Consider the following 22,948-nt stretch of genomic DNA (forward strand, 5'->3'; position numbering starts at 1 on the left):
AATGTGTTCAAATGGTTTTTGAACATCTGCTTTTATTTATAAATTAGCTAGGTAAAATATATGTATTTCTTACTATAAAGAAACCCCCTGTTACAAAAAAGCAACAAGGGATTCACAGTACTGTTTATTATACTATTTAACATTTATTTATGCATGTTTGTTAACTAGTTCTACTAGTGCTTCCTTAGGTTGAAAACCAACAACCTGGTCAACTACATTGCCATCTTTAAATAGTAATAATGTTGGGATACTCATGACACCGTATTTACCAGCTGTTTCTTGATTTTCGTCCACATCTAGTTTTACAATTGATACTTTATCTTCCATTTCACCATCAATTTCTTCTAATACTGGTGCAATCATTTTACAAGGTCCACACCATGGAGCCCAAAAGTCAGCTAAAACTAGGCCTTCTGATGTCTCTTTAGTAAAATTCTGATCTGTAACATGAACAATTGCCATTTTCATTCCTCCTCAATCAAGCTTTAAATAGAGTATATCATCGTTAGTATTTCCTTGCGAATAGTTTGCTTATACACAATATTCTTTTGTACAATTTGCTGTTTATTAACCCTCGTTTTTGATATAAAATGCGAGGTAACTGCTGGAATAATCTTTATAAACTCTAGTCCCCCGTCCGGGGTCGTTACGGGCGGATGCGCACCTTAGGGCACGGCCTCAGCCTCCGTTGCGAAAAACACTCTGCGGGGTATCTTCGGACACGTGCTATTTCCGCAGGAGTCACCGCCCTCCGCTCACCCGGACTAGTGCAGTGCTGTCATACATTTATTCTATAGCGATTTCTACTCGAGTCAACAGCGGAGGAAATACACGTAGACTCCTGTGGAAGCTTGGGCATAGATGAGACTACGCAGCGACGCAGGAGCAAGGAGGCTCAAAAGTCGCCCTTGGTGCGCGAAGTGTATTTCCGAAGCGGCATAATAAGCACACAAGTTTTTAAAAAGTATTTCGCAGTTTATATCAACTGTGTCTAAAACTTATTGTTTGGAAAAAGCAGCAATCTTTTAGAAAACAGTCATACATTAATAAGTTTCTTTCGTAAGCGAAGTAAAAGACCTGATCAAGCTTTGATCAGGTCTTCAAACAATCTATTTCAATTTCTTAACTTCTTCTATTAGCTTTGGAACTACATCAAATAAGTCTCCAACAATACCGTAATCAGCAACATTAAAGATATTTGATTCTGGATCTTTGTTAATAGCTACGATTACTTTTGAGTTAGACATACCAGCCAAATGCTGTATAGCACCAGAAATACCTACAGCAATATATAAGTCGGGTGTAACAACTTTCCCTGTTTGACCAATTTGAAGTGCATAATCACAATATTCCGCATCACATGCACCACGTGAAGCTCCAACTGCTCCACCTAAAACATCCGCTAATTCATATAGTGGTTTAAAGCCTTCCTCACTCTTTACACCACGGCCACCCGCAATAATAACGTTTGCTTCTGATAGATCTACGCCTTCTGAAGCTTTGCGAATAACCTCTTTTATTACAGTACGAATATTAGCAATATCCACTTCTTTTGTATTAACGTCACCAGAGCGAGATTCATCACGCTCTAATGCAGGAATATTATTAGGACGGATTGTAGCAAACGTTAAACCACTTGAAATAGTTTTCTTTTCAAATGCTTTACCAGAATATATTGGTCGAATAAATACTGCTTTATCACCTTCAACCTCTATTTCCGTCGCATCTGAAATTAGGCCAGTTTCTAATTTACTTGCTAACTTAGGTGTTAGGTCTTTTCCTATAGCTGTATGGCCCATTATTATTCCATTTGGTGACTCATCATCAATAACCGGCAGGATTGCCTGACCATACCCCTCCGATGTATACGCCTCTAATTCATCATGCTGGACAGTTACAACACGATCTGCACCATAATAAATCATTTCCTGTGCTTGGGTATCCAAGTCATCATTACCACACAGTACTCCAACAATTTCTCCGTCGGAATTTATTTTTTTTGCTGCTGCAATTGCTTCAAATGTTACATTACGTAACACTCCATCTCTTGCTTCGCCTATAACTAGTAATTTATCACTCATGTGTTTTCTCCTTTCTGTAGTAAAGGTTTACAGTACTTTTGCATCATTTTTTAATAAAGAAACTAGTTCTTGAACCTGATCGTCTATCTCACCCTCAAGAACTCTGCCGGCTTCTTTTTCTGGTGGCAGAAATATATCGACTGTATTTGTTTTTGCTTCAACGTCTTCTTCTTCCAAGTCAAGGTCATCAATTTCCAATTCCTCTAATGGCTTCTTCTTCGCTTTCATAATCCCTGGAAGAGAAGGATATCTTGGGTCATTTAGACCTTGCTGACATGTTACAAGAACAGGAAGACTTGTCTCAATTTTTTCCACGTCACCTTCTACATCTTTATCGATTTTTACTGTGTCGCCATCGATCTCCAATGCAGTAATCGTAGTAATGTAAGGAATTCCCAGACTTTCTGCAAGTCTTGGTCCAACTTGACCGCTTGCTTCGTCAATGGCAACATTACCTGCAAGAATTAAATCTGCTTCCTTATCTTCAAAGTAAGTTTGTAAAATTTTAGCTGTTGTAAACTGATCTCCATCTTCAAGATCATCTTCAGTATTAATTAGTACAGCTTTATCTGCACCCATAGCTAATGCAGTGCGTAATTGTTTTTCGGAGTCTTCATCGCCTACCGTAACAACCGTCACTTCGCCACCATGAGCGTCTTTCTGTTTAATTGCTTCTTCTACTGCATATTCATCATATGGATTAATAATGTATTCAGCACCATCATCTTCAATTCGTCCATTTGAAACAGCAATTTTTTCTTCTGTATCAAATGTCTTTTTTAACAATACATATATGTTCATTTGTGATATCCTCCTTTAAACTATTTATCTTGGAAGTTAGGTTTGCGCTTCTCTATAAAAGCCTGCACACCTTCTTTTGCATCCTCAGAACCAAAAATCTTACCAAATGCTTGTGCTTCCTCATGAACACCTTGTGAAAACTGTTCTGTTTTTGAGTAAGGAATCAAATGCATTATATTATTGATTGTTGGTTTACTTTTTGCTGCAATTGCTTCGGCAAGCTTAGTCGCTGCATTAAAGACTTCTTCTTCCTTTACTGCCTGATTCGCTAGACCAAACGCTTTAGCTTCTGTTCCGCTAATGGGTTGGCCGCTCAAAATCATTTCATATGCTTTCGCTGTTCCAACATAATGCGGCAAGCGCTGAGTACCAGCAAATCCTGGGATAATACCCAGTGTTAATTCAGGTAAGCCCAGCTTTGCATTCTCTGAAACTATTCGAATATGGCAGGCCATTGAAAGTTCCAATCCTCCACCTAATGCTGCACCATGTATAGCAGCAATGACTGGTATTGGGTAGTGCTCAATTCGATTAAACAACGCTTGACCTTTTTCTGCCAACGCTTGGTAATCTGAAGCGTTTTGCAAGGATGTGAATTCCTTAATATCTGCACCTGCTGAGAAGAATTTTCCTTCTCCATGTAAAATTATTGCTTTTATATTGTTATCGTTTTCAATTTCGTCCAGCTTTTCACTCAAATCGTTTAATAGATTGCTAGATAATGCGTTGGCTGGTGGGCTCTGAATAGTTAAAATTGCAACGTTCTTCTTTGTTTCATACGTTAGTGTCCCCAATTCAATCCTCCTTTACTACTTCTTTAACGGAAAGTCCATTTATAATTAATGTATGGACATCCGAAGTCTGTTTAACTAAATCATACCTTTGTTCTTTCATAACCCAGTTTGTAACTATTTCATCCAGGGTACCAAAAATCATTTGCCGGACAAGAGGAATATTTAAATCGTCCCGAAATATCTTTTCTTCGGTCCCTTCTTTAATTATATCATCAATTACAACTAAATACGGTTTTAAAACTTCATTTATCTTCATCCGTAATGCTGTATTTGACTGTCTTAATTCCAATTGCGTAACAATAGCTAAGTGATGATCATTTGCAAGCTGCAGAAAATGCATTTCAATTAGCGTTCGCAGTTTTTCATCTGCATTTTGTTTCTCATTGATGCTGGAAGCAATCTGTTCGATAAACTGTCCCATTTTTTCTTCAAAAACAGATACAAGAATATCTTCCTTATTTTTAAAATAAAGATAGATTGTTCCGTCAGCTACTCCTGCTTTTTTGGCAATTTTTGATACTTGTGAAGCATGATACCCATTATCCGCAATTGTCTCAACAGCTGCCTCGATAATTTGTTTGTACTTCGGTCTGTTTTTTCTCATGATAATCTCCTTAGCATATACCTCTTGCTCACAAACTGAATGAATGGTCATTCATGTTAATTGTACAAAGTCTCATTTATAATGTCAATATAAAGCTTGTACAATAATTATACGAAAAGAGAGCATTATGCTCAAATTGTATTACTTTTTTCCTGTAACTTTTCTTTTTCTTCATCGACTAACTTCCTCCGTAGTATTTTACCTACTGCGGTTTTTGGCAGTTCATCACGAAATTCATAAATTCTTGGTACTTTAAAGGCTGCTAAGTGTTTCCTGCAATGTGCATTCAGTTCTTCTTCCTCTATCTGATAACCTGATTTTTGCACGACATATGCTTTAACCGTTTCTCCGCGATATGGATCAGGAATTCCAGCTACAACTGCTTCTTGGACAGCTTCGTGCTCGTATAATACTTCCTCTATTTCTCTAGGATAGATATTATAGCCGCCGGCAATTATCATATCTTTTTTGCGGTCAACAATATAGAAATAACCTTCTTCATTCATATAGCCCAAATCACCAGTAAACAACCAGCCATCTTTTAAAACATTGTCTGTTTCATCCTGATTGTTCCAATATCCTTTCATAATCTGCGGCCCTTTAACAGCAACTTCTCCAACTTCTCCAACTACTGCTTCTTCCATGGTTTCTACTTTAAATATCTTTGCATCTGTATCTGGCCATGGCACCCCTATACTTCCGTTAACACGGTTATCCCAGACAAAATTAGCATGTGTGACAGGGGATGATTCAGTTAATCCATATCCTTCTACTAACCTTCCGCCAGTTACCTTTTCAAATTGTTCCTGTACCTCTGTTGGCAATGGGGCAGATCCGCTAATACAAGCTTCAATCGATGATAAATCATACTTTTTTAGGTTGGGATGATTTAATAATCCAACATAAATGGTTGGTGCTCCCGGAAACATAGTTGGCTTTTGTTTATGAATTGTTTTAAGTACTTCTTCAGCATCAAATTTTGGCAGCAGTACCATTTTAGAACCAAGCATAATAGCCATATTCATCACAGTGGTCATCCCGTATACATGAAAAAATGGTAAGACACCTAAGACCGTTTCCTTTCCTGGCTTAGCCTTATATAGCCATGCTTGGCTCATTTGTACATTGGCTACTAAATTATAATGAGAGAGCATAACTCCCTTGGGGTGTCCTGTTGTGCCACCAGTATATTGAAGTAGTGCAAGGTCCTCTATTGGATTGACTTCTACGGGATTATAATCCTCAGCTCCACCTTCAATAATGGATTGCCAAACATGAGTGTCTTCTGATTGTTCGACTTTCACGACCATATTATACTGCTTCTTCTGGATAAATGGATAAATCAAATTCTTTGGAAATGGTAAATAATCCTTAATACACGTAACAATCGTATGCTTAAGCGATGTGTTTCCCCGTACATTTGTAACGCGAGGTAATAATATATCCAGACAAACGATAAATGTTGCACCAGAATCATTTAATTGATATTCGAGTTCCCTTTCCTTGTATAAAGGGTTTGTCTGAACGACAACAGCTCCAGCCATTAACGCTCCATAATAACTTATTACTGCCTGTGGACAATTTGGCAGCATGATTGCAACTCGATCACCTTTTTCCAGACCAAGGGACTGCATGTATTTCGCCATTTTCTTAGCTTGTGAAAAAACTTCTGCAAATGTTATTTCCTTCCCCATAAAATGAAGCGCTTTCTTTTCTGGGTATAGTTCAGCTGTTGCGGCAAGGAATGAATGTAGTGGCTTCTGGTCGTATTCTATTGTAGTGGGAATCTCTTCTGGATAGTGGACATGCCAACGTTTATTCTCCATATTTTTACTCCTCCTTTTTATCTATTAATTCCATTATACCGATTAATTAGTATTTTTTGAAATTTTATTTATTAATTTTGCAAAAATTTCATGCTTAAATTAAGTATATGATTCCAACAACAACAAAAATAACTGAAATTACAGCTAATATTTTGGCTAGTGTTTCCAATGTACTCTCCCCTTATCCAATACTTGCGCCGATGACAAATGCTAATCCGATAGAAATCATCATCGAAATAAATCCGACTGCATTATTCCCTATTCCAATTTCTTCATCTATATTGATTGTCGGTGTTAAAAATTCAAATATAAAATAACCTATCAATAATAATATAAATCCAAAAATACCCCAGCCAATACTTTCTATAAGCGTATCATTGTGTTCAATTGAATAGCGGAATATAGTAGCTATTCCAAATATTTTCCCCCCCGTTGCCATAGCTACAGCAAAATTCCCGCGCTTAACTTCCACCCAGTTACGGTATGAGGTTACAAGTTCAAACACTGCTAAAAATACAATTGTACAAAGAATAACCACGCTGTACCTTGCAGCAGTTTCCACAAAAATAATCTCCCAAAAGTCAGTCACTTGAATTCCCCCCTTACTTCTGTTACTTCAGCTCCAAAATTGTTACACCGCTTCCGCCTTCACCTTGTGATCCTGGCCTAGCCGCAGTTATACTAGGGTGTCTTTGAGTAAATTCTTTCACTCCCTTTCGAAGAGCACCGGTGCCTTTTCCATGAATAATTGATACTTTAGGATAGCCGGCAAGTATTGCATCATCAATATATTTTTCCAAGTTCACTAGCGCATCTTCAAATCGCTGACCGCGTAAATCAAGCTCTGTTTTTACATGATAACTCGATCCTTTTACTGTCGCCATAGGTCTTTCAACAACCGAATTTTTCTTGTTTACGAGCTGTAATTCATCTCGTTTTACTTTAACCTTCATAATCCCAACCTGAACAAGATATTCATTTTCTGTGACTTTCTCCAGAACGGTTCCTTGCTGATTTACCGACAATAGCTTAATTTCATCACCAGCCTGCAGACCTTGTTTGGCTGCCGTCGATTCTTTAACTGGCTCGTTATGATTTTTGCTGGAAAGATTTGGTTGAGCCTCTTCAAGCATTTTTTTGGCTTCAATCCATTCATGCTCTTTTAATTGTGAACCGGATTTCATATTTCGTAATTCGTCAACAATCATTTCCGCTTCTTCTTTGGCATTCTGTAACGACTTTTCAGCTTTTTCCTCCGCTTTTTTATACAACGATTCACGCTTTTCCTCGAAATGTTTCCATTCCTTCTCGATATCTTTTCGCAATTGTTCACTGGCAAGTAAGGTATCATGTGCCTCCTGATAGTCTGCTTCAGCTTGGCGCTGTGATTTCTCAAGAGACGCTATCATGTTCTCCACACTTTTAGAATCAATACCAATATGACTCTTAGCATGATTAATAACCTTTTCGTTAAGACCCAGTCGCTTGGAAATTTCAAAGGCATTACTGCGTCCTGGTACACCTATCAGCAACCGATAAGTTGGTTTTAATGTTTGTACATCAAATTCCACGGAAGCATTAACAACATTCTCCCGATTGTACCCGTAAGCTTTTAACTCTGGGTAATGTGTTGTTGCCACAATACGTGAACCACGCGAAATTACTTCATCCAGAATAGACATTGCCAATGCTGCACCTTCCTGAGGGTCTGTACCAGCACCAAGTTCATCAAAAAGCACTAATGACTTATGATTGACATGTTGCAGAATTGAGACAATATTGGTCATGTGTGAAGAAAAAGTACTTAGACTTTGCTCAATTGATTGCTCATCACCAATATCCGCAAAAACATCCTCAAATACAGCCATTTCACAGCCATCAAAGGCAGGAATTCTGAGTCCTGACTGGGCCATTAATGTGCATAATCCGATCATTTTCAAAATTACCGTTTTACCGCCCGTATTTGGTCCCGTGATAACAATTGATGTATAATCTTCTCCCAATTCCACATCATTAGCAACCACTTCATCCATTGGGATAAGCGGATGGCGCGCTTGTGTCATTTTTATAATTCCATTATCGTTCATTTTTGGCATTGCTGCTTTCATTTGCATTCCTAATTTTGCTCTGGCAACCATAAAATCAATTTTTGCTAAGACAGTTACATTTTCATATAAAGAACCTTCATTATTTGCAATATGATCACTTAATTCACGCAAAATCCTGTCGATCTCTTGTTTTTCCTTAACCTTTGCTTCCTGCAATTGGTTATTAAGATCAACTACAGCTTTTGGTTCCATAAATAAAGTTGCGCCTGAAGCGGATTGATCGTGGACAATTCCACCAACAGACCCTCGATACTCCTGTTTTACTGGTAAAACATATCGGTCATTTCGAATCGTTATGATTGCATCTGACAGCATATTACTTTTCGATTTTGTGTAGCCATCCAGTTTATCACGTAATCTGCTTTCATACGTCCTAATGGAAGAACGGACACTACGTAATTTAACCGAGGCACTATCCATCATATGTCCGTTATCGTCGATACAGCTATTAATATGCGTTTCCAGATCACGTAACGTAATAATTTGAGTCCCAAGATTTTTAAGAATAGGCATGTCTTCTTCTATTTTTTCCATAAAACTTTTAACCTGACGACCCGCATGAAGGGTGTTTGCAACTTCCAGACACTCCAGAGGAGGCAAGACACCACCAATGACACTTCGTTTAATACTAGCGCGTATATCAAATATACCACCTAATGGAATTGTTGCATTTAACCTTAAAATTTGACTGGCTTCATCTGTTTCTGCCTGCAATTCTTTTACTTCGTCTATATTTATTGAGGGTTTTAAGCTGGAACAAAAGTCCTTCCCTATCGAAGTAGCCGCCTGTTTACTTAATTGATCGGTAATTTTATTAAATTCAAGTACGTGTAGAATACGCTCATTCATAAAGACTTGCTCCTTTTACTTTCTTCCCGTTTATTTAGTACGATTCATGAAGTCAATTAGTTTCTCTTTTGACCAGGTATTTAATACGTTTTCCTTTCTAATCCAGCCTTTACGTGCTGTGCGTACACCATATGTCATATGATCAAGCATATTATAGTTATGCGCATCGGTGCTAATAGCAATTTTGACTCCAGCACTTTGGACTTTTCGGGCCCATTCAGCTGAGAGATCCAAACGGTTTGGATTAGCATTGATTTCCAGTGCTGTTCCAGTTTCTTTTGCACGTTGAATTAACTTATCAACATCAACGTTATACCCCGTACGACGACCAATAAGCCTTCCCGTAGGATGCGCAATTAATGATACATATGGGTTATCAAGCGCAGCATATAACCTTTCCATAATTTTCTCCTGCGACTGATTAAAACTTGAATGAATAGCTCCGATTACGAAGTCCATTTCCTGCAAAAACGTATCATCAAAATTTAATGAACCATCAGGTAAAATATCCATCTCAACACCAGCAAATATATGAATATCATCATATTTTTCGTTTAACCTATTTATTTCTTCTCTCTGTTTGCGCAATCTTGTTTCATTTAATCCATTAGCAACCTGCAAAAACTTAGAGTGATCCGTTATCGTAATATAATCATAATTTTTTTCACGAGCACGGTTAACCATCTCTTCTAAAGATTGTGCACCGTCGCTCCATGTCGTATGCATGTGTAAGTCTCCACGGATATCATCTAAATTGATTAATGGTACGTTTTCTCGAAAGGCTTCCACTTCACCGGTGTTTTCACGTACTTCAGGTGGAATAAACTGTAATCCAAAATGCTCGAAAAATTGCTTTTCATCTTGGAATGTTAAGGTTTCCCCTGTTTCCTCAACATCAACTCCATACTCGTTTATCTTCTCACCCTTGGATTTAGCCAGTTGTCGCATTGCAACATTATGGTCCTTTGACCCCGTAAAATGGTGTAATGTTGAGGCAAATTCATTTGGCGCTACTATCCGAAAATCAACATTTACATCATATACATCTTCCAATGTAACGGATACTTTTGTCTCGCCTTTAGCAATTACTTCTTTTATATTCTCCATTTCAAGTAATGCATCGTGGACAATTTCCGGATGTTCCGATGCAATAATAAAATCGATATCTTTTACGGTTTCCCGCATTCTCCGTAAACTTCCAGCACGAGAATAGTCATGTATAGTTTGCATATCTTTTAGATACGTTTCAATTCTTTCTGCTATTGGCAGCATAAATGCTATTGGCAGACGTTCCGGGCGGGTATTTGCATCCTCCAGAGCAGCAAGTATTTTGTCGGCTGATTTTTTTCCGAAACCTTCAAGACTTTCCACTTTTCCACTTTCACAAGCTTCCTTAAGCGAATCCGCATCAGTCACACCTAGCTCCTGGTAAAACTTGGCTAGCTTTTTCCCGCCAAGACCTGGAAGGTTCAGTAACGGTATTAAACCGTTTGGTACTTCCTTTTCTAACTGGTTTAACGTTTCAGATGATTCATTTTCAATATATTCATCAATTACTGCACTTGTCCCTTTTCCAATACCCTTAATCTTCTTGAAGTCTTCTATATCTGTCAGAGAGCGGTCATCACGCTCAAGAGCCTGTGCTGCTTTTCGATAAGCAGAGATTTTAAAAGGGTTTTCTCCTTTAAGTTCTAAATATATAGCAACTTTTTCAAGTAATTTGATTACATCTTTTTTGTTAATTGTCATTATATATCACCTACTATTTTTACTATGAAAAAAGACTGATCCATAAAAAGGCTATATCTATTGTACATGACATACAAGGACTACCCTAATACGTTGAATCAGTCTCGATTATTCAATTAAAATTTAAGTAAATCATCAACGTGTTCAAACCATAATGTCTTAATCTGTTCTGATAAAACTGGTGTGTGTTCAATAATAAATAATGCTACAGAAGAACTGTTTATCCAGGATTGTATTTCTGTTAATGGTGTTAATGCCAGAACATATAATACCACGAAAATTAAGAGATATATCTCAACAAATCCCAATACTGCACCCAGTAATTTGTTTACAGAATTTAATATTGGCAAGTCTGCTACAAAATCAAGCATTGATGCTATTATTTGCATAATTATCTTGGCAGCAAAAAAAATAATCGCAAAAGCTATAGCGTTATAAAAAGCACCTTCAATGGGTAATGCCTCTAAAAAATCAGCCCATGCACTATTATTTTCTAATTCGGGATATGGTATCCATAATGCAAGTCGCGGTGCCAGCTGGTCATAGTATAAGGCTGCCAGTATAAATGCTGCAATAAATCCTATTAAGTGAAATGCTTGTAAGATAAAACCTCTCTTTAATCCAATAAAAAATCCAAATATTAATAGTGCAATTAAAATAATATCAACCATACGCTATTTATCCTCTTCCTTGTTTTTTGACCCTAGTAATGTTGCATAGTCTTCTTTTAATTTCATATAATCATTCATCGTATTTACAGCTGTAAGAACGGCAAGTTCCGAAGTAGTGAGTTGTTGGTTTAGTCCTTGAATATCACGCATTTTTTGATCTACTAGACTTGCAACCAGACGAACGTGGTCGGCATTTTCTTTGCCAACAACTGTATAAGATTTATTATGTATTTCAACTGTTATACGTGTTTTGTCATCTTGGGTCACACGAATACCCCCCTAATTCAAAAATAGTCCACTTTATATTAACACAAAGTTTGCCATTGAGGAAACTGTTGACCATACGAAATCATTCTTTTCATTTATACCCAACATTTGCTATAGTTAATAGATAATATAATTGGAGGATCCTATGCCACAAAATGTATACGTTATACCACAGAATACAATAGAAGAAATGAGACGCTTTTATGCCAATGCACTGCAATCAACACCACAAGGAGCTATTTTTCGTGCCAAGACTTCAAATGCAGTCATAACTGCATATAAATCGGGTAAAGTGATGTTCCAAGGAAACGCTCCTGCTGCTGAAGCAAAAAAATGGATAAGCGAAAATACAAAACAAACAAAGAAGGCAGTTCAAAAAACAAATGCTTTTTCTCCACCAGATACTCTATTCACGAGCAACCATATTGGTTCGGATGAGGCAGGAACAGGTGATTATTTTGGGCCAATCACTGTAGCAGCAGCATTTGTTAAAAAAGAGCAAGTTGAACTGCTCAAGGAATTAGGTGTGAAGGATTCTAAAAATTTGACAGATTCAACGATTCGAAAAGTATCTAAAGATATTATGAATCTGGATTTACCCTATTCTTTGTTAATATTACATAATGAAAAATACAATAAACTGCAAAATCAGGGATGGACACAGGGAAAAATGAAGGCCATGCTTCATCATCATGCCATTAATAATCTGCTCAAAAAGATAGGTGCAGCATCAGTAGATGGCATTCTGATTGATCAATTCTGTGAACCATCTGTTTATAAAAAACATATAGCAACGGAGAAGCAGAAACTTGCGGATAATACGTATTTCATGACAAAAGCCGAGAGTTATTCAATAGCAGTTGCTGCAGGATCAATTATTGCTAGAACCAGCTTTCTGAATGAAATGGATAAACTATCAGCCAAAACTGGAATTGCATTGCCAAAAGGAGCTTCCAAAAAAGTTGATCAAACCATCGCAAGTATCATTAAATCCAAGGGTGAAAAATCTTTGAACGCATATGCAAAAACACACTTTGCCAATACAAAAAAAGCAAAAAATTATCTCTAGCACCAGCTGAGTGAAAATACAGCACCGATTGAGCATTGCAGAGTAATTTGATGCTCTTTTTATATTGATGGAAAAGGTTGTATTGTTGATTTTAATCGAAGCGCTTACTCCCTGTTATCTAACACGACTTGCCGTACTTAACTTTCATTACTTGGCGAACCCTCGCTCCAGGAGTCTCACAATTTACCATTAACAACGCTAATGCCGCTAAGCCAATTTAGATGATGCTCACTTCACGCCCTGACCACGGATATAATATACGGCTGGAAACACTGGATATCAACCGCAATTTCGGTATATCAACCGGAAATACCGGATATCGACCAATCGGGGTATGATGAAGAGACCAGCATTATATGGGATACTTTCATAGCTGCCAATAAATCTATAAACTGCGTCATAATATCATAACCTCCCATGTTAGGGTGGTAAAATCCTTAGTAAAAAAGCAGTTCAGCTAAGGGTACAAATCGTGTTTTTGCACTCCAAAACTGAACCACTTAGGATGATACTTGCTCTCGCGCTTATGACCTTACATAGGCATTAAATTTATTATTAACCGTACCGACAATTTCCTGATAGGACTGTTCAACCTCATCATCTTTCAATGTCTTTTCCTTATCTTGATAAAGTAAGCTATATGCGATTGATTTTTTGCCTTCTGGTAAGTTTTCACCCTTGTAAACATCAAACACTTGAACATTCTTAACTACTGGCAAGCCAGTTTCTTCTATCGTTTGTTTAATATCACCTGCTTGAACGTCCTCATCGACAATAAATGCAATATCTCTGGAAACAGATGGATACTTTGGAATTTGACTATATCCTGGTGTGTTTTTATAAACAGCTAATACTGCTTCCATATCAACATCAAAAACATAAGTCTCTTTAATGTCCATTGACTTCTCAAGCTTCGGATGCACTTGGCCGATAAATCCAACAACATGGTTATCAATCTTCACTGTTGCACACCGCCCTGGGTGCATGTCCTGGAGTTTAGCCTGTTCGAAGGTAACCTGTATATTTAAAAAGTCGAACAGACCCTCCACAATTCCTTTAACTAGATAGAAATCTACTTGCTTCTTCTCTTGCTGCCATTGATGAGACAGCCATAACCCTGTAACTGCTCCCGCAACACGCAGCTTTTCGTCTGGTTGCTTTGTAAGTGTTTCTTCATTTGAAACAAAAACATTTCCTAATTCAAAATAAGCTAAATTCTTTTGATCTCGTGCATGATTGTGCGCTAATGTCTCAAGCAACCCCGGTAATATACTTAACCTTAAATATTTATGGTCTTCACTCATTGGCATAGCCAGTTGAACTGGATTAAGATTCTGTTCTTGATGCACCGGACTTAATAGCTTATACACATGATCATCACTTGTTAACGAATATGTTATCGTCTCCATCAACCCTGCACTTTGAAGGTAAGCTTTAACATCTCGCTTTAATTGCTGTCTGTTCGTTAATCCACCTGCCTGTGATGAACCTTCTGGTAACGTAAATGGAAGGTTATCATATTCGTAAATACGAGCAACTTCCTCAAGCATATCTTCAAAAATCTTAATATCTCCACGACGAGTCGGAATAGTCACAATCAATTGATCATTATCCTGTTCAAATGGGAATTGCAGCTTATTTAAAATCACACCAATTTCTTTTGTACTAATTTGAGTTCCAAGACGTTTGTTAACCTCTGCAGTACTAACATCGACTACTTTCTTAGAACGATCCAATTCATCAAAAGAAACAACATCATCCAGAACCGTTGCACCAGCGTATTTCTCCAGTAAATGACATGCACGAAGACCTGCTTCTTTTACTCGATTAGGATCTACTCCCTTTTCAAAACGAGTGCTTGATTCACTGCGTAGGCCTGTATCTTTCACTGCTTTTCGAACTGAAGCAGGTGAAAAATATGCTGCTTCAAGCAAGATAGTTGTGGTTTCATTATTAATTTCTGTGCTGGCTCCACCCATAACACCAGCCATTGCAACAGGAGCTTTTCCATCTGTAATTACTAAATGGTCATCTGATAAGTTTCTTTCTTCCTTATCCAGTGTAATTAGCTTTTCATTCTGTTCCGCATTTCTTACAACAATTTTTCCGGAATTCAATAAATCGTAATCAAATGCATGCAATGGCTGACCATATTCAAGTAATACATAGTTGGTAATATCCACTACGTTATTAATAGGACGAATACCTGCTGCCATTAACGCATTACGCATCCACAACGGAGATGGTTTTATTTTTACATCCTTAACGACAAATGCACCGTAATATGGATTTAACTCCGGATCAGCCACTTCAACAGAAACATAATCTTTCGCTTTTTCCTCACTTGTATTTACTGCTTCACTTGGTAATGTCACCTCTTTATCGAGTATTGCAGCAACCTCATACGCAACCCCTAACATACTCAGGCAATCGGCACGATTTGGTGTTAAATCAAATTCTAATACGGCATCATCTATGTTTAAAAGGGGCGCGACACTTTCACCTATCGATACATCATTTGGAAAAACAAAAATACCTTCCGCAATATCTTTTGGTACGTATTTTTCTTCAATACCAAGCTCCTGAAGTGAACAAATCATTCCATTTGATTCTACTCCACGCAGTTTAACCTTTTTAATTTTAAAGTTCCCAGGCAGAACCGCACCAGGCTTAGCTACTGCAACTTTTTGACCTTGCGCAACATTTGGTGCTCCACAGATAATCTGTAATTTCTCATCACCTACATCGACCTGGCAAAGATTCAATTTATCAGCATTGGGATGTTTTTCACATGATTCAATATTACCAACTACAACACCTTGACTTTTTTCCGCAATATATTCAATACCATCTACTTCAATACCAGTTTTCGTAATTTTTTCAGCAAGCTCTTCAGGTGAGATGTTTTCTATATCTACATAATTCTTTAACCAGTTTAGTGATACTAGCATTACAAGGTACCTCCTTTTGCATGGTGATATTGTTTTAGAAATCGTACATCATTTGTATAGAAATTACGGATATCATCAATGCCATATTTCAGCATAGCTATCCTTTCTGGCCCCATTCCAAATGCAAAGCCAGTATATTCTTCAGAATCATATCCGGCCATTTCCAACACTCTTGGATGGACCATGCCACCACCTAAAATTTCTATCCAGCCTGACTTTTTACAAACCGAACAGCCAGATCCGTTACAGACTTTACATGAAATATCCATTTCAACAGATGGTTCAGTAAACGGGAAGAAGCTTGGACGCAGCCGTGTTTTCCGATCATCGCCGAACATTTTCTTAGCAAATTTGTCTAATATTCCCTTCAAATCACTCATACGGACATTTTTATCCACATACAGTCCTTCAATTTGGGTGAACTGGTGTGAGTGTGTTGCGTCATCCGTATCACGACGATATACTTTTCCGGGACAAATCATTTTAACAGTTTGATCACCATTGAACTGTCGCATTGTTCGTGCTTGAACAGGTGATGTATGGGTTCGAAGCAATAATTCATTCGTGATATAAAAAGTATCCTGCATATCACGCGCTGGATGACCTTTAGGAAGATTTAGCGCTTCGAAATTATAATAATCTGTTTCAACTTCCGGCCCTTCTCTTACCTCAAAACCCATTCCAATAAATAAATCCTCAATCTCTTCTACAATTTGCGTTAATAAATGGGGTCCTCCGACTTGAACTGGACGTCCCGGTAATGTCACATCAAGTGCTTCTTGCTGAAGTTTCTCATCTAATGCAGCTTCCTCCAGAATCTCACTCTTTTGCTCAATTTCATTAGTAATAGCTTCACGTACTTGGTTGGCAATTTCACCAACAACCGGTCGTTCTTCTTTTGAAAGTTTTCCCATACCTCGCAGGACAGACGTTAAAGACCCTTTTTTCCCTAGATAAGTTACTTTAATATCCTGGAGTTCTTTTAAATTATTTGCTTGTTTAACATTATCCAATGCTTCAGCCTGAATAGCCTCCAATTGCTCTTTCATACTTTATTCCTCCTTCAACACTTTTTGAATACAAAAAAGCCCCATCCCAAAAAAGGGACGAGGCTATAGTTTCGCGGTACCACCCTTGTTGACACATTAATGCATCCAACTTAATCTTGATAACGGATTTTTCATCCGGTACACCTTTACTTGATTAATCAAGGTCCCGAGTGCCAGCTCCAGAGTGAAGTGTAACAATTATCACAGTAGAAATGCTTTCAGTCCAGGACATTTCTTCCCTTTTACCGCTAACTAACCATTACGAACTCTATCTTAGCTTTTATGTTAAATTTATTTAATTATAATGAACATCTAGATAATATGCAACTTCTACTTACTAATATAATACATTAATATACCTGCTGCAACACTTACATTTAGTGATTCTGCTTCTCCGTATATTGGAATTTTTACAACCGAATCAGCTAAGTCAACAATTTCACTTTGAATTCCTGCACCTTCATTTCCAATAATAAGGGCAGTTTTCTCTGGCACTTCAAGTTTATCAAATGGGATTGCATCCGATAATGCAGAAGCCCATACATTAAATCCCTCTGCCTTTAACTGCGGTATTTTTTCTTTAATATTTACCTGTGAAATTGGCAAATGGAATAATGATCCCTGTGTGGAACGGATAACCTTATCATTATACATATCAACAGTATCATCACCCAGAAACACCGCATCAAACCCTGCTGCATCCGCTGTTCTAATGACCGTACCTAAATTACCTGGATCTTGAATTGAATCAATTAATAATAGAGAATTTCCAATTATTGCTTCTGGTTCTTTCATTTTTATAATCGCAGATACTCCCTGAGGTGTCTTTGTACGAGCAATATGCTGGATGACCTTTTCACCTACAAGGGTAACCATATAATCATCGAACCAATTTGGATATTGCGTATCTTCTTGAACGATAATTTCGACGATTTCCCATTCACTCTTGTGGGCTTCTTCAACCAAGTGAAACCCTTCAATAAAAAAAGTTCCTGATTCAGTACGGCCTTTACGTTTATGCAGTTTATTCCATTGTTTTACTTTTTCATTTTGTACCGAAGTAATCATAAATTTTTAATTCAACTCCAATATATTTCTGTATTATCATACATATTTTATCCTATACTGGTCAAACTATCTATAGTTAAAATAATTGTGAGAGGTGTTTTTATGGATTTGAATTTAAGAGAAGCAATATTATCCAATATTGCATCAAATAATCAGGAACAATTAGAAGCAACCATTGTTGATGCAATTCAAGATGGTGAAGAAAAAATGCTGCCAGGTTTAGGAGTTATTTTTGAATTGATTTGGAATCAATCGAATGATGAAGATAAACAAGAAATGATTGATGCGCTGGAACAAGGGGTAAAACAAGCTACTACAAGTTAAATCAAAACGGATGCAAACAAGCATCCGTTTTTTTGTTGATTAATAACTACATTTACCTGTTTTTATGGTAAACTTATATGAAAATAATACATATATTAAAAGAAGCTTGTACTTAGGGGGAGAGATTATAGATGAGTTCGAAAAAAATTGTAGTTATTTCAATTGTTGCTGTTCTGTTAATTGGCGGTAGTGTAGCAGCATATGTCCTACTTGATTTATCTGCTAAACAGCAATATTTTTTAGCCGAGAAGAAATCAGTAGAATTTGTTGCAGATAAAGCAGAAGCACGTTATCAACCGGAAATAACCTGGTATGAACAAAGCGAGGAAAATCCTACTGAGACAGAACTGGAATTTTCTGGTGAGTATAATGATCCAAATGCTATGAATGGTTTTGGGGGTATGGGGCCAGCGCAATTTATCAATAATGCAACTCTTACCATAACTACTGCCATCGATAAAAGTAAAAAGCATATGGCATCCGACATAAAAGCAAACATGGGAGCACTTGAAGTTGGGGATATTAATTTTTATCTGACAGAAAATCAGGTTATGCTTGGTTTGCCATTTCTCGAAGAATTAGTCCAGTTAAACGGTGAAGACTTGGGTAAGTTATTGAAAGAAGTTGATCCAAACACCTTTACCGGAGACGAAAAACTTGATTTCAATGCTTTTTTTGAAGGGTCAACTGGGGTACTTAGTAAAGAAGACCAAAAATATATTCAAGAAGAATACTTGGAAATGGTATATGATAAATTACCTGATGAAGCTTTTGAATTAACGGATGAAACTGTTAACGTTGACTCAAATGCCATTGATTCTCAAAAAATAACCATGCATCTTTCCGAGAAGCAAACAAAAGACCTTCTTTTAACAGTACTAGAAAAAATGGAAAATGACGAAAGACTAAAAGAGATTATCAGTGAGCAGATTGGTGTTCAACAATTTGGCGCAGGTATTACTTCTTCAAGCATGACACCTGATGTTCAAAATCAAATCGATCAGTTTATCGGAGACTTTGAAACAGAATTAAAGGATGCTCAAGAAAAATTAAAAGAATTTAAAATTCCAGATGGTGTTCAATCGACGATATGGGTTAAAGACGAGCTTATCGTTAAACGTGACTTTTCTGTAAAACTTGGTCCAACAAATGAGCAGCTTAGCACACTGTCTGTAAATGGAACTCAACTTCTAAAGGATGAAAACCAAACCTTCAATTATAATTTTGAAGCGGATAATCAAAATGGTAATTACAACATGATGCTTACAGGTGATTTGAAAACAACTCCCAATGAAGTCTCTGACTCTATCAAACTTTCATTTGAGGAAACTGAACTATCATATGAAGGCATGGGCACATTAGAGGATGGTAACAGAAAATTTGAACGTAAATTTTCATTTAGTGATGCAGAGGAAAGTGGTAGTCTAATATGGTCTGGGAATGCTTCCTATAATAATGATCAAATGACATCTGAGCACAATTTTTCTGTCGAAGCACCTGATATTGGTCAAGATTTAATTGGTCTTCACATCGAGAAAAATGCAAAATTAATAAATACTGTTGAATTAGATAGCGATAAGGAAGTTAAGAATATAGGGAACATGAGTAAGGATGAATTAAATCAATACTTCGAAATGGAAGTAACGCCTCAATTTCAGCAATGGATCTTCGGATTAATGGGAACTGGCGGGAATCTAAATGGCTTTTAATGAATTGGAAGTGGATGTATGCATTTCATAAAACATCTATTTTTATTTACCAATTATAATATTAAGCAATTGCAGAGGAAGTGGTTAACACTTCCTCTGCTTTTACTGTTTCCTATAATTCTAGTATCATTTATTGCTATCATAGCAGTTTCTGTTTTCACTCCCGAGGAAAAAGAAACAATCTATGTGGGATTAATCGATTTAGATAAATCAGATGAAACTGAATTGGTTTTGGATTTAATGGAGGAGTCATCTCAATTAGGCAGTTACATACAAATTAAAAAACTAACAAAAGAACAGGCTATCCATCAAATTGATGGTCAGTTAAGTGCCTATGTCACATTTCCAGAAGGCTTCACAGAAAGCTTATATAATGGAAATCAAGTTACATTGAATATTACAGGGAATCCAAATAAACGAACAGAGAGTTATGTTGTGAAAGAATTGCTTGATAGTATTACACGACACATTCGTGCATCACAGGCAAATATACTAACGATAAACTACTATGCAAAACAGTTATCCATTGATAATGAAACGCGTCAGGACATGCTATTTAATCAATTCACCAATTTTTTAGTATACACAGTAGGGAAAGATAAAATCATAGATGAGGAAAAAATCACCAATAACGCGACCGATTCTCCTGTTCATTATTACGGGCTTTCAAGCTGGTTTACGATTATTACAGCATGGCTATTGGTATTTTATTCATTTTTTACAAAGGATGAAGAATATCGCATAATGAATCGAATGCGTTTGTATGGTGTTACTCAAATCAGACAAGTCATGGCAAAAATACTAACTGCCTTTGCTTTAACAACTATCTGCGCGATTATTACATTACTTGCACTCACTAAATTAATAGATGTTATTTTACTCGGTGAAGATTATTTACGAATTGCAGTTATAATAAGCCTTTATAGCATTTCTTTTCTATTCGGGTTAGCTATTCTGGAAACGGTAATCAGTGGACCAAAAATACGTTTGCTTTCACAATCATTATTTGCAATTTCAACTTTATTAGTAAGTGGAGCAATTATTCCCACTTTATATTTTCCACTATATGCACAGAAACTATTACCTTATAGTTTTGCCGGAGAGAGCTTTCGCTGGCTCCAGGAAGTAGTTTTAAATGGAAGACTTTATGCTGATTATCTCCCTCTTTCACTTTTAACGATAGCCAGCTTTCTATTATTAATAGGTTTATCGATGTGGAAGGAGCGTGTTAACCAATGAAAAGTATCCTCGCAACACGCTTTATACATTGGAAAAAACAGCGAACCAGCTTGATTTTCTGGCTTTTGTTTCCAATTATTGCAACGATAGGTATTATTACAGCTACTGAAGTTTTACAGGAAGATACAAAAGTTCCAGTTGGTGTCGTCTTAGAGGAAGAAACAGAGGAATCAAAAGAATTAGTAGAGGAAATTAAAACGACGCCTTTTGTCAGAATTAGAGAAATACCTGAAGATGATGCATTACACCAATTAAGGAAACATGAATTGGATAGTGTATTTGTTATTCATGAAGGTTTTGAGGAGAAAATTCTTGAAAATAATCGTAGTCAGTTAATCACTAGCTATCAATCCGACCTATCGTTTGCCTATTCACCGGTAAAGGAAATAATTTTATCCTATGTTCAGCAGGAAACCGGTAAATCTAAAGCTGCGTTTACGGTCAAAGAACTAGAACAGCAATATGAGACAAACACAGGATGGACTTTTGAGGAGATTGTTATAAAAAGTAATCAAATCGAACAAGATGAGAACCTTCTTAATACCGCTTTTTCGTTCAGCGGTTCACCTGTTAAAGGAAGCAAAAATACTCCATTGTTTTCTATATGGGGATTATGGGCAATATGCAGCATGCTTTCAACCTTGTTACTGTTTGACTGGGTAATTAAAGAAAGACAGTCAAACACGAGAGTACGTTTTGCATTCACTCGTTGGACTTTAAAATCATATCTGCTGCAGAATTTAATACTTTATAGTGTTCTATTTTTTATAATTGATCTTCTTACTGTTATCACGTTGTATGCTATATTTGGAGAATGGATTAACATTTTCAATTTGATTGTGTTTCGTATTTTACTAAGTCTGGCTGCTTTCTTACTTGCACACCTTTTTAAAACGACATATTTATTTTACTCCGTGTCATTTGGGTTAACACTGTTTGTCACAATTAGCAGTGGTGCAGTCCTGCCTCCAGGAGTTACAGATTGGTTTTGGCTTGATTTACTTAACCCAGTTCTTCCGTTACTAAGCGGAGAATATTTAAGTCTATGGTCGCTCATCGTTATTCTCTTTACAATTGTTTGGCTTGTTAGAAAGGAGAGATACCATGCTTAACATCCAATCCCTATCAAAGGAATATGGGAAAAAACAAATACTTAATTCCGTCACTCTCACTGCTAAATCTGGAGAAATCATCGGACTAGTAGGAGAAAATGGTGCAGGCAAATCAACAATGCTGCAAATTTTAGCAACGTTATCCCAGCCAACTTCAGGATCTATTTCGTTAGATGATCAATCCTATAAAAAAAGTAAAAAGCATATTCGTAAAAAAGTAGGCTTTGTTGGACAGGATATTGCCTTGTGGGAAGAATTCACGGTGAAAGAAAATATGGTTTTTTTCGAGAAACTATCATGGATTAAGAAAAGTGAAGTAGAGCTTAGGCAGCTTTGCAGAGATATGAAGCTTGAAAAATGGGATGAAACTGTAAAAACACTTTCGGGTGGAATGAAACGGAAATTAAATTTAGCAATAAGCTTGATTCACGAACCTATGCTATTGCTTTTGGATGAGCCAACAGTTGGAATTGATCTTAAATCACGCAAAGAAATTGGTTCATATTTACATGATCTAGCAAAAAATCACGGTAAAATGATAATCTATACATCACATGACATGGATGAAATCAATAACCTTTGTGAACGAGTTTATTGTATTGGTAATGACCCTTTCTACCGTAAACTGTTACAGGAATATGGTAAAGAACCGATAATATTATAAAGGATATTGTAGT

Annotated in this window: 20 protein-coding genes; 6 read left to right on the forward strand and 14 right to left on the reverse strand. The window is 36.9% G+C overall.

Annotation, left to right across the window (positions count from 1 at the left end; translation table 11 throughout):
* Window positions 1-147: 147 nt before the first annotated feature.
* The 11 genes from trxA to zapA form a co-directional block, all read right to left on the reverse strand.
* On the reverse strand, window positions 148-462 hold the full coding sequence (gene trxA, locus J2Z82_RS03105; RefSeq protein WP_092492390.1) for a thioredoxin: 315 nt from the start codon (window positions 460-462) through the stop codon (window positions 148-150).
* 647 nt (window positions 463-1,109) lie between these two features.
* Window positions 1,110-2,081 carry an electron transfer flavoprotein subunit alpha/FixB family protein gene (locus tag J2Z82_RS03110; RefSeq protein WP_209479329.1) on the reverse strand — a complete coding sequence of 324 codons (972 nt, stop codon included), beginning with the start codon at window positions 2,079-2,081 and terminating at the stop codon, window positions 1,110-1,112.
* 27 nt (window positions 2,082-2,108) lie between these two features.
* Entirely contained in the window at window positions 2,109-2,882 is a 774-nt protein-coding gene (locus J2Z82_RS03115; RefSeq protein ID WP_209479330.1) for an electron transfer flavoprotein subunit beta/FixA family protein, read from the reverse strand.
* A gap of 20 nt (window positions 2,883-2,902) precedes the next feature.
* Window positions 2,903-3,676 (reverse strand): enoyl-CoA hydratase, encoded by a 774-nt coding sequence (locus J2Z82_RS03120; RefSeq protein ID WP_209479331.1) that lies wholly within the window; start codon window positions 3,674-3,676, stop codon window positions 2,903-2,905.
* 1 nt (window position 3,677) lies between these two features.
* Complete coding sequence (locus tag J2Z82_RS03125; RefSeq protein ID WP_209479332.1) at window positions 3,678-4,280, reverse strand: fatty acid metabolism transcriptional regulator FadR; 603 nt, start codon at window positions 4,278-4,280, stop codon at window positions 3,678-3,680.
* 131 nt (window positions 4,281-4,411) lie between these two features.
* Window positions 4,412-6,106 carry a long-chain-fatty-acid--CoA ligase gene (locus J2Z82_RS03130; RefSeq protein WP_209479333.1) on the reverse strand — a complete coding sequence of 565 codons (1,695 nt, stop codon included), beginning with the start codon at window positions 6,104-6,106 and terminating at the stop codon, window positions 4,412-4,414.
* A 181-nt stretch (window positions 6,107-6,287) separates the two neighbouring features.
* Window positions 6,288-6,695 (reverse strand): DUF350 domain-containing protein, encoded by a 408-nt coding sequence (locus J2Z82_RS03135; RefSeq protein WP_209479334.1) that lies wholly within the window; start codon window positions 6,693-6,695, stop codon window positions 6,288-6,290.
* Window positions 6,696-6,717: 22 nt separating this feature from the next.
* Window positions 6,718-9,063, reverse strand: coding sequence for an endonuclease MutS2 (locus J2Z82_RS03140; protein ID WP_209479335.1), 2,346 nt, complete (start codon window positions 9,061-9,063; stop codon window positions 6,718-6,720).
* Window positions 9,064-9,093: 30 nt separating this feature from the next.
* Window positions 9,094-10,812 (reverse strand): DNA polymerase/3'-5' exonuclease PolX, encoded by a 1,719-nt coding sequence (gene polX / locus J2Z82_RS03145; RefSeq protein ID WP_209479336.1) that lies wholly within the window; start codon window positions 10,810-10,812, stop codon window positions 9,094-9,096.
* A gap of 116 nt (window positions 10,813-10,928) precedes the next feature.
* Entirely contained in the window at window positions 10,929-11,483 is a 555-nt protein-coding gene (locus tag J2Z82_RS03150; RefSeq protein WP_209479337.1) for a CvpA family protein, read from the reverse strand.
* A gap of 3 nt (window positions 11,484-11,486) precedes the next feature.
* Complete coding sequence (zapA, locus tag J2Z82_RS03155) at window positions 11,487-11,750, reverse strand: cell division protein ZapA (RefSeq protein ID WP_209479338.1); 264 nt, start codon at window positions 11,748-11,750, stop codon at window positions 11,487-11,489.
* A 145-nt stretch (window positions 11,751-11,895) separates the two neighbouring features.
* Between zapA and rnhC the strand changes: the two genes are divergently transcribed.
* Window positions 11,896-12,819 carry a ribonuclease HIII gene (gene rnhC / locus J2Z82_RS03160; protein WP_209479339.1) on the forward strand — a complete coding sequence of 308 codons (924 nt, stop codon included), beginning with the start codon at window positions 11,896-11,898 and terminating at the stop codon, window positions 12,817-12,819.
* Window positions 12,820-13,343: 524 nt separating this feature from the next.
* Here rnhC and pheT read toward each other — a convergent pair.
* The 3 genes from pheT to J2Z82_RS03175 form a co-directional block, all read right to left on the reverse strand.
* A complete protein-coding gene (gene pheT, locus J2Z82_RS03165) occupies window positions 13,344-15,770 on the reverse strand; it encodes a phenylalanine--tRNA ligase subunit beta (protein ID WP_209479340.1) in 2,427 nt (808 codons plus the stop codon).
* Window positions 15,770-16,819: a phenylalanine--tRNA ligase subunit alpha gene (gene pheS / locus J2Z82_RS03170; protein ID WP_209479341.1), complete on the reverse strand. Its 1,050-nt coding sequence runs from the start codon at window positions 16,817-16,819 to the stop codon at window positions 15,770-15,772. Before pheS ends, pheT begins: the two co-directional genes overlap by 1 nt.
* Window positions 16,820-17,149: 330 nt before the next feature.
* On the reverse strand, window positions 17,150-17,887 hold the full coding sequence (locus tag J2Z82_RS03175; protein WP_209479342.1) for a TrmH family RNA methyltransferase: 738 nt from the start codon (window positions 17,885-17,887) through the stop codon (window positions 17,150-17,152).
* A 102-nt stretch (window positions 17,888-17,989) separates the two neighbouring features.
* Between J2Z82_RS03175 and sspI the strand changes: the two genes are divergently transcribed.
* From sspI to J2Z82_RS03200, 5 genes are all read left to right on the forward strand, one after another.
* Window positions 17,990-18,211, forward strand: a complete 222-nt coding sequence (gene sspI / locus J2Z82_RS03180; RefSeq protein ID WP_209479343.1) for a small acid-soluble spore protein SspI — start codon at window positions 17,990-17,992, stop codon at window positions 18,209-18,211.
* A gap of 131 nt (window positions 18,212-18,342) precedes the next feature.
* Window positions 18,343-19,920 (forward strand): flagellar basal body-associated FliL family protein, encoded by a 1,578-nt coding sequence (locus J2Z82_RS03185; RefSeq protein ID WP_209479344.1) that lies wholly within the window; start codon window positions 18,343-18,345, stop codon window positions 19,918-19,920.
* Window positions 19,921-19,938: 18 nt separating this feature from the next.
* On the forward strand, window positions 19,939-21,159 hold the full coding sequence (locus J2Z82_RS03190; protein WP_209479345.1) for an ABC transporter permease: 1,221 nt from the start codon (window positions 19,939-19,941) through the stop codon (window positions 21,157-21,159).
* Window positions 21,156-22,271 (forward strand): ABC transporter permease, encoded by a 1,116-nt coding sequence (locus J2Z82_RS03195; protein ID WP_209479346.1) that lies wholly within the window; start codon window positions 21,156-21,158, stop codon window positions 22,269-22,271. Before J2Z82_RS03190 ends, J2Z82_RS03195 begins: the two co-directional genes overlap by 4 nt.
* Window positions 22,264-22,935: an ABC transporter ATP-binding protein gene (locus J2Z82_RS03200; RefSeq protein ID WP_209479347.1), complete on the forward strand. Its 672-nt coding sequence runs from the start codon at window positions 22,264-22,266 to the stop codon at window positions 22,933-22,935. Before J2Z82_RS03195 ends, J2Z82_RS03200 begins: the two co-directional genes overlap by 8 nt.
* The last annotated feature ends 13 nt before the right edge of the window (window positions 22,936-22,948 follow it).

It is taken from the genome of Virgibacillus litoralis (assembly GCF_017873675.1).
GTDB classification, from domain to species: Bacteria; Bacillota; Bacilli; order Bacillales; family Amphibacillaceae; genus Lentibacillus; species Lentibacillus litoralis.

Coding starts and splice junctions, on each gene's coding strand:
- pheS (WP_209479341.1), bottom strand. CDS start 16,819: ATGAAAGAGCAATTGGAGGCTATTCAGGCTGAAGCATTGGATAATGTT.
- pheT (WP_209479340.1), bottom strand. CDS start 15,770: ATGCTAGTATCACTAAACTGGTTAAAGAATTATGTAGATATAGAAAAC.
- rnhC (WP_209479339.1), top strand. CDS start 11,896: ATGCCACAAAATGTATACGTTATACCACAGAATACAATAGAAGAAATG.
- J2Z82_RS03140 (WP_209479335.1), bottom strand. CDS start 9,063: ATGAATGAGCGTATTCTACACGTACTTGAATTTAATAAAATTACCGAT.
- J2Z82_RS03110 (WP_209479329.1), bottom strand. CDS start 2,081: ATGAGTGATAAATTACTAGTTATAGGCGAAGCAAGAGATGGAGTGTTA.
- J2Z82_RS03195 (WP_209479346.1), top strand. CDS start 21,156: ATGAAAAGTATCCTCGCAACACGCTTTATACATTGGAAAAAACAGCGA.
- J2Z82_RS03115 (WP_209479330.1), bottom strand. CDS start 2,882: ATGAACATATATGTATTGTTAAAAAAGACATTTGATACAGAAGAAAAA.
- polX (WP_209479336.1), bottom strand. CDS start 10,812: ATGACAATTAACAAAAAAGATGTAATCAAATTACTTGAAAAAGTTGCT.
- J2Z82_RS03130 (WP_209479333.1), bottom strand. CDS start 6,106: ATGGAGAATAAACGTTGGCATGTCCACTATCCAGAAGAGATTCCCACT.
- J2Z82_RS03190 (WP_209479345.1), top strand. CDS start 19,939: ATGCATTTCATAAAACATCTATTTTTATTTACCAATTATAATATTAAG.
- J2Z82_RS03200 (WP_209479347.1), top strand. CDS start 22,264: ATGCTTAACATCCAATCCCTATCAAAGGAATATGGGAAAAAACAAATA.
- J2Z82_RS03175 (WP_209479342.1), bottom strand. CDS start 17,887: ATGATTACTTCGGTACAAAATGAAAAAGTAAAACAATGGAATAAACTG.
- J2Z82_RS03150 (WP_209479337.1), bottom strand. CDS start 11,483: ATGGTTGATATTATTTTAATTGCACTATTAATATTTGGATTTTTTATT.
- J2Z82_RS03185 (WP_209479344.1), top strand. CDS start 18,343: ATGAGTTCGAAAAAAATTGTAGTTATTTCAATTGTTGCTGTTCTGTTA.
- sspI (WP_209479343.1), top strand. CDS start 17,990: ATGGATTTGAATTTAAGAGAAGCAATATTATCCAATATTGCATCAAAT.
- trxA (WP_092492390.1), bottom strand. CDS start 462: ATGGCAATTGTTCATGTTACAGATCAGAATTTTACTAAAGAGACATCA.
- J2Z82_RS03125 (WP_209479332.1), bottom strand. CDS start 4,280: ATGAGAAAAAACAGACCGAAGTACAAACAAATTATCGAGGCAGCTGTT.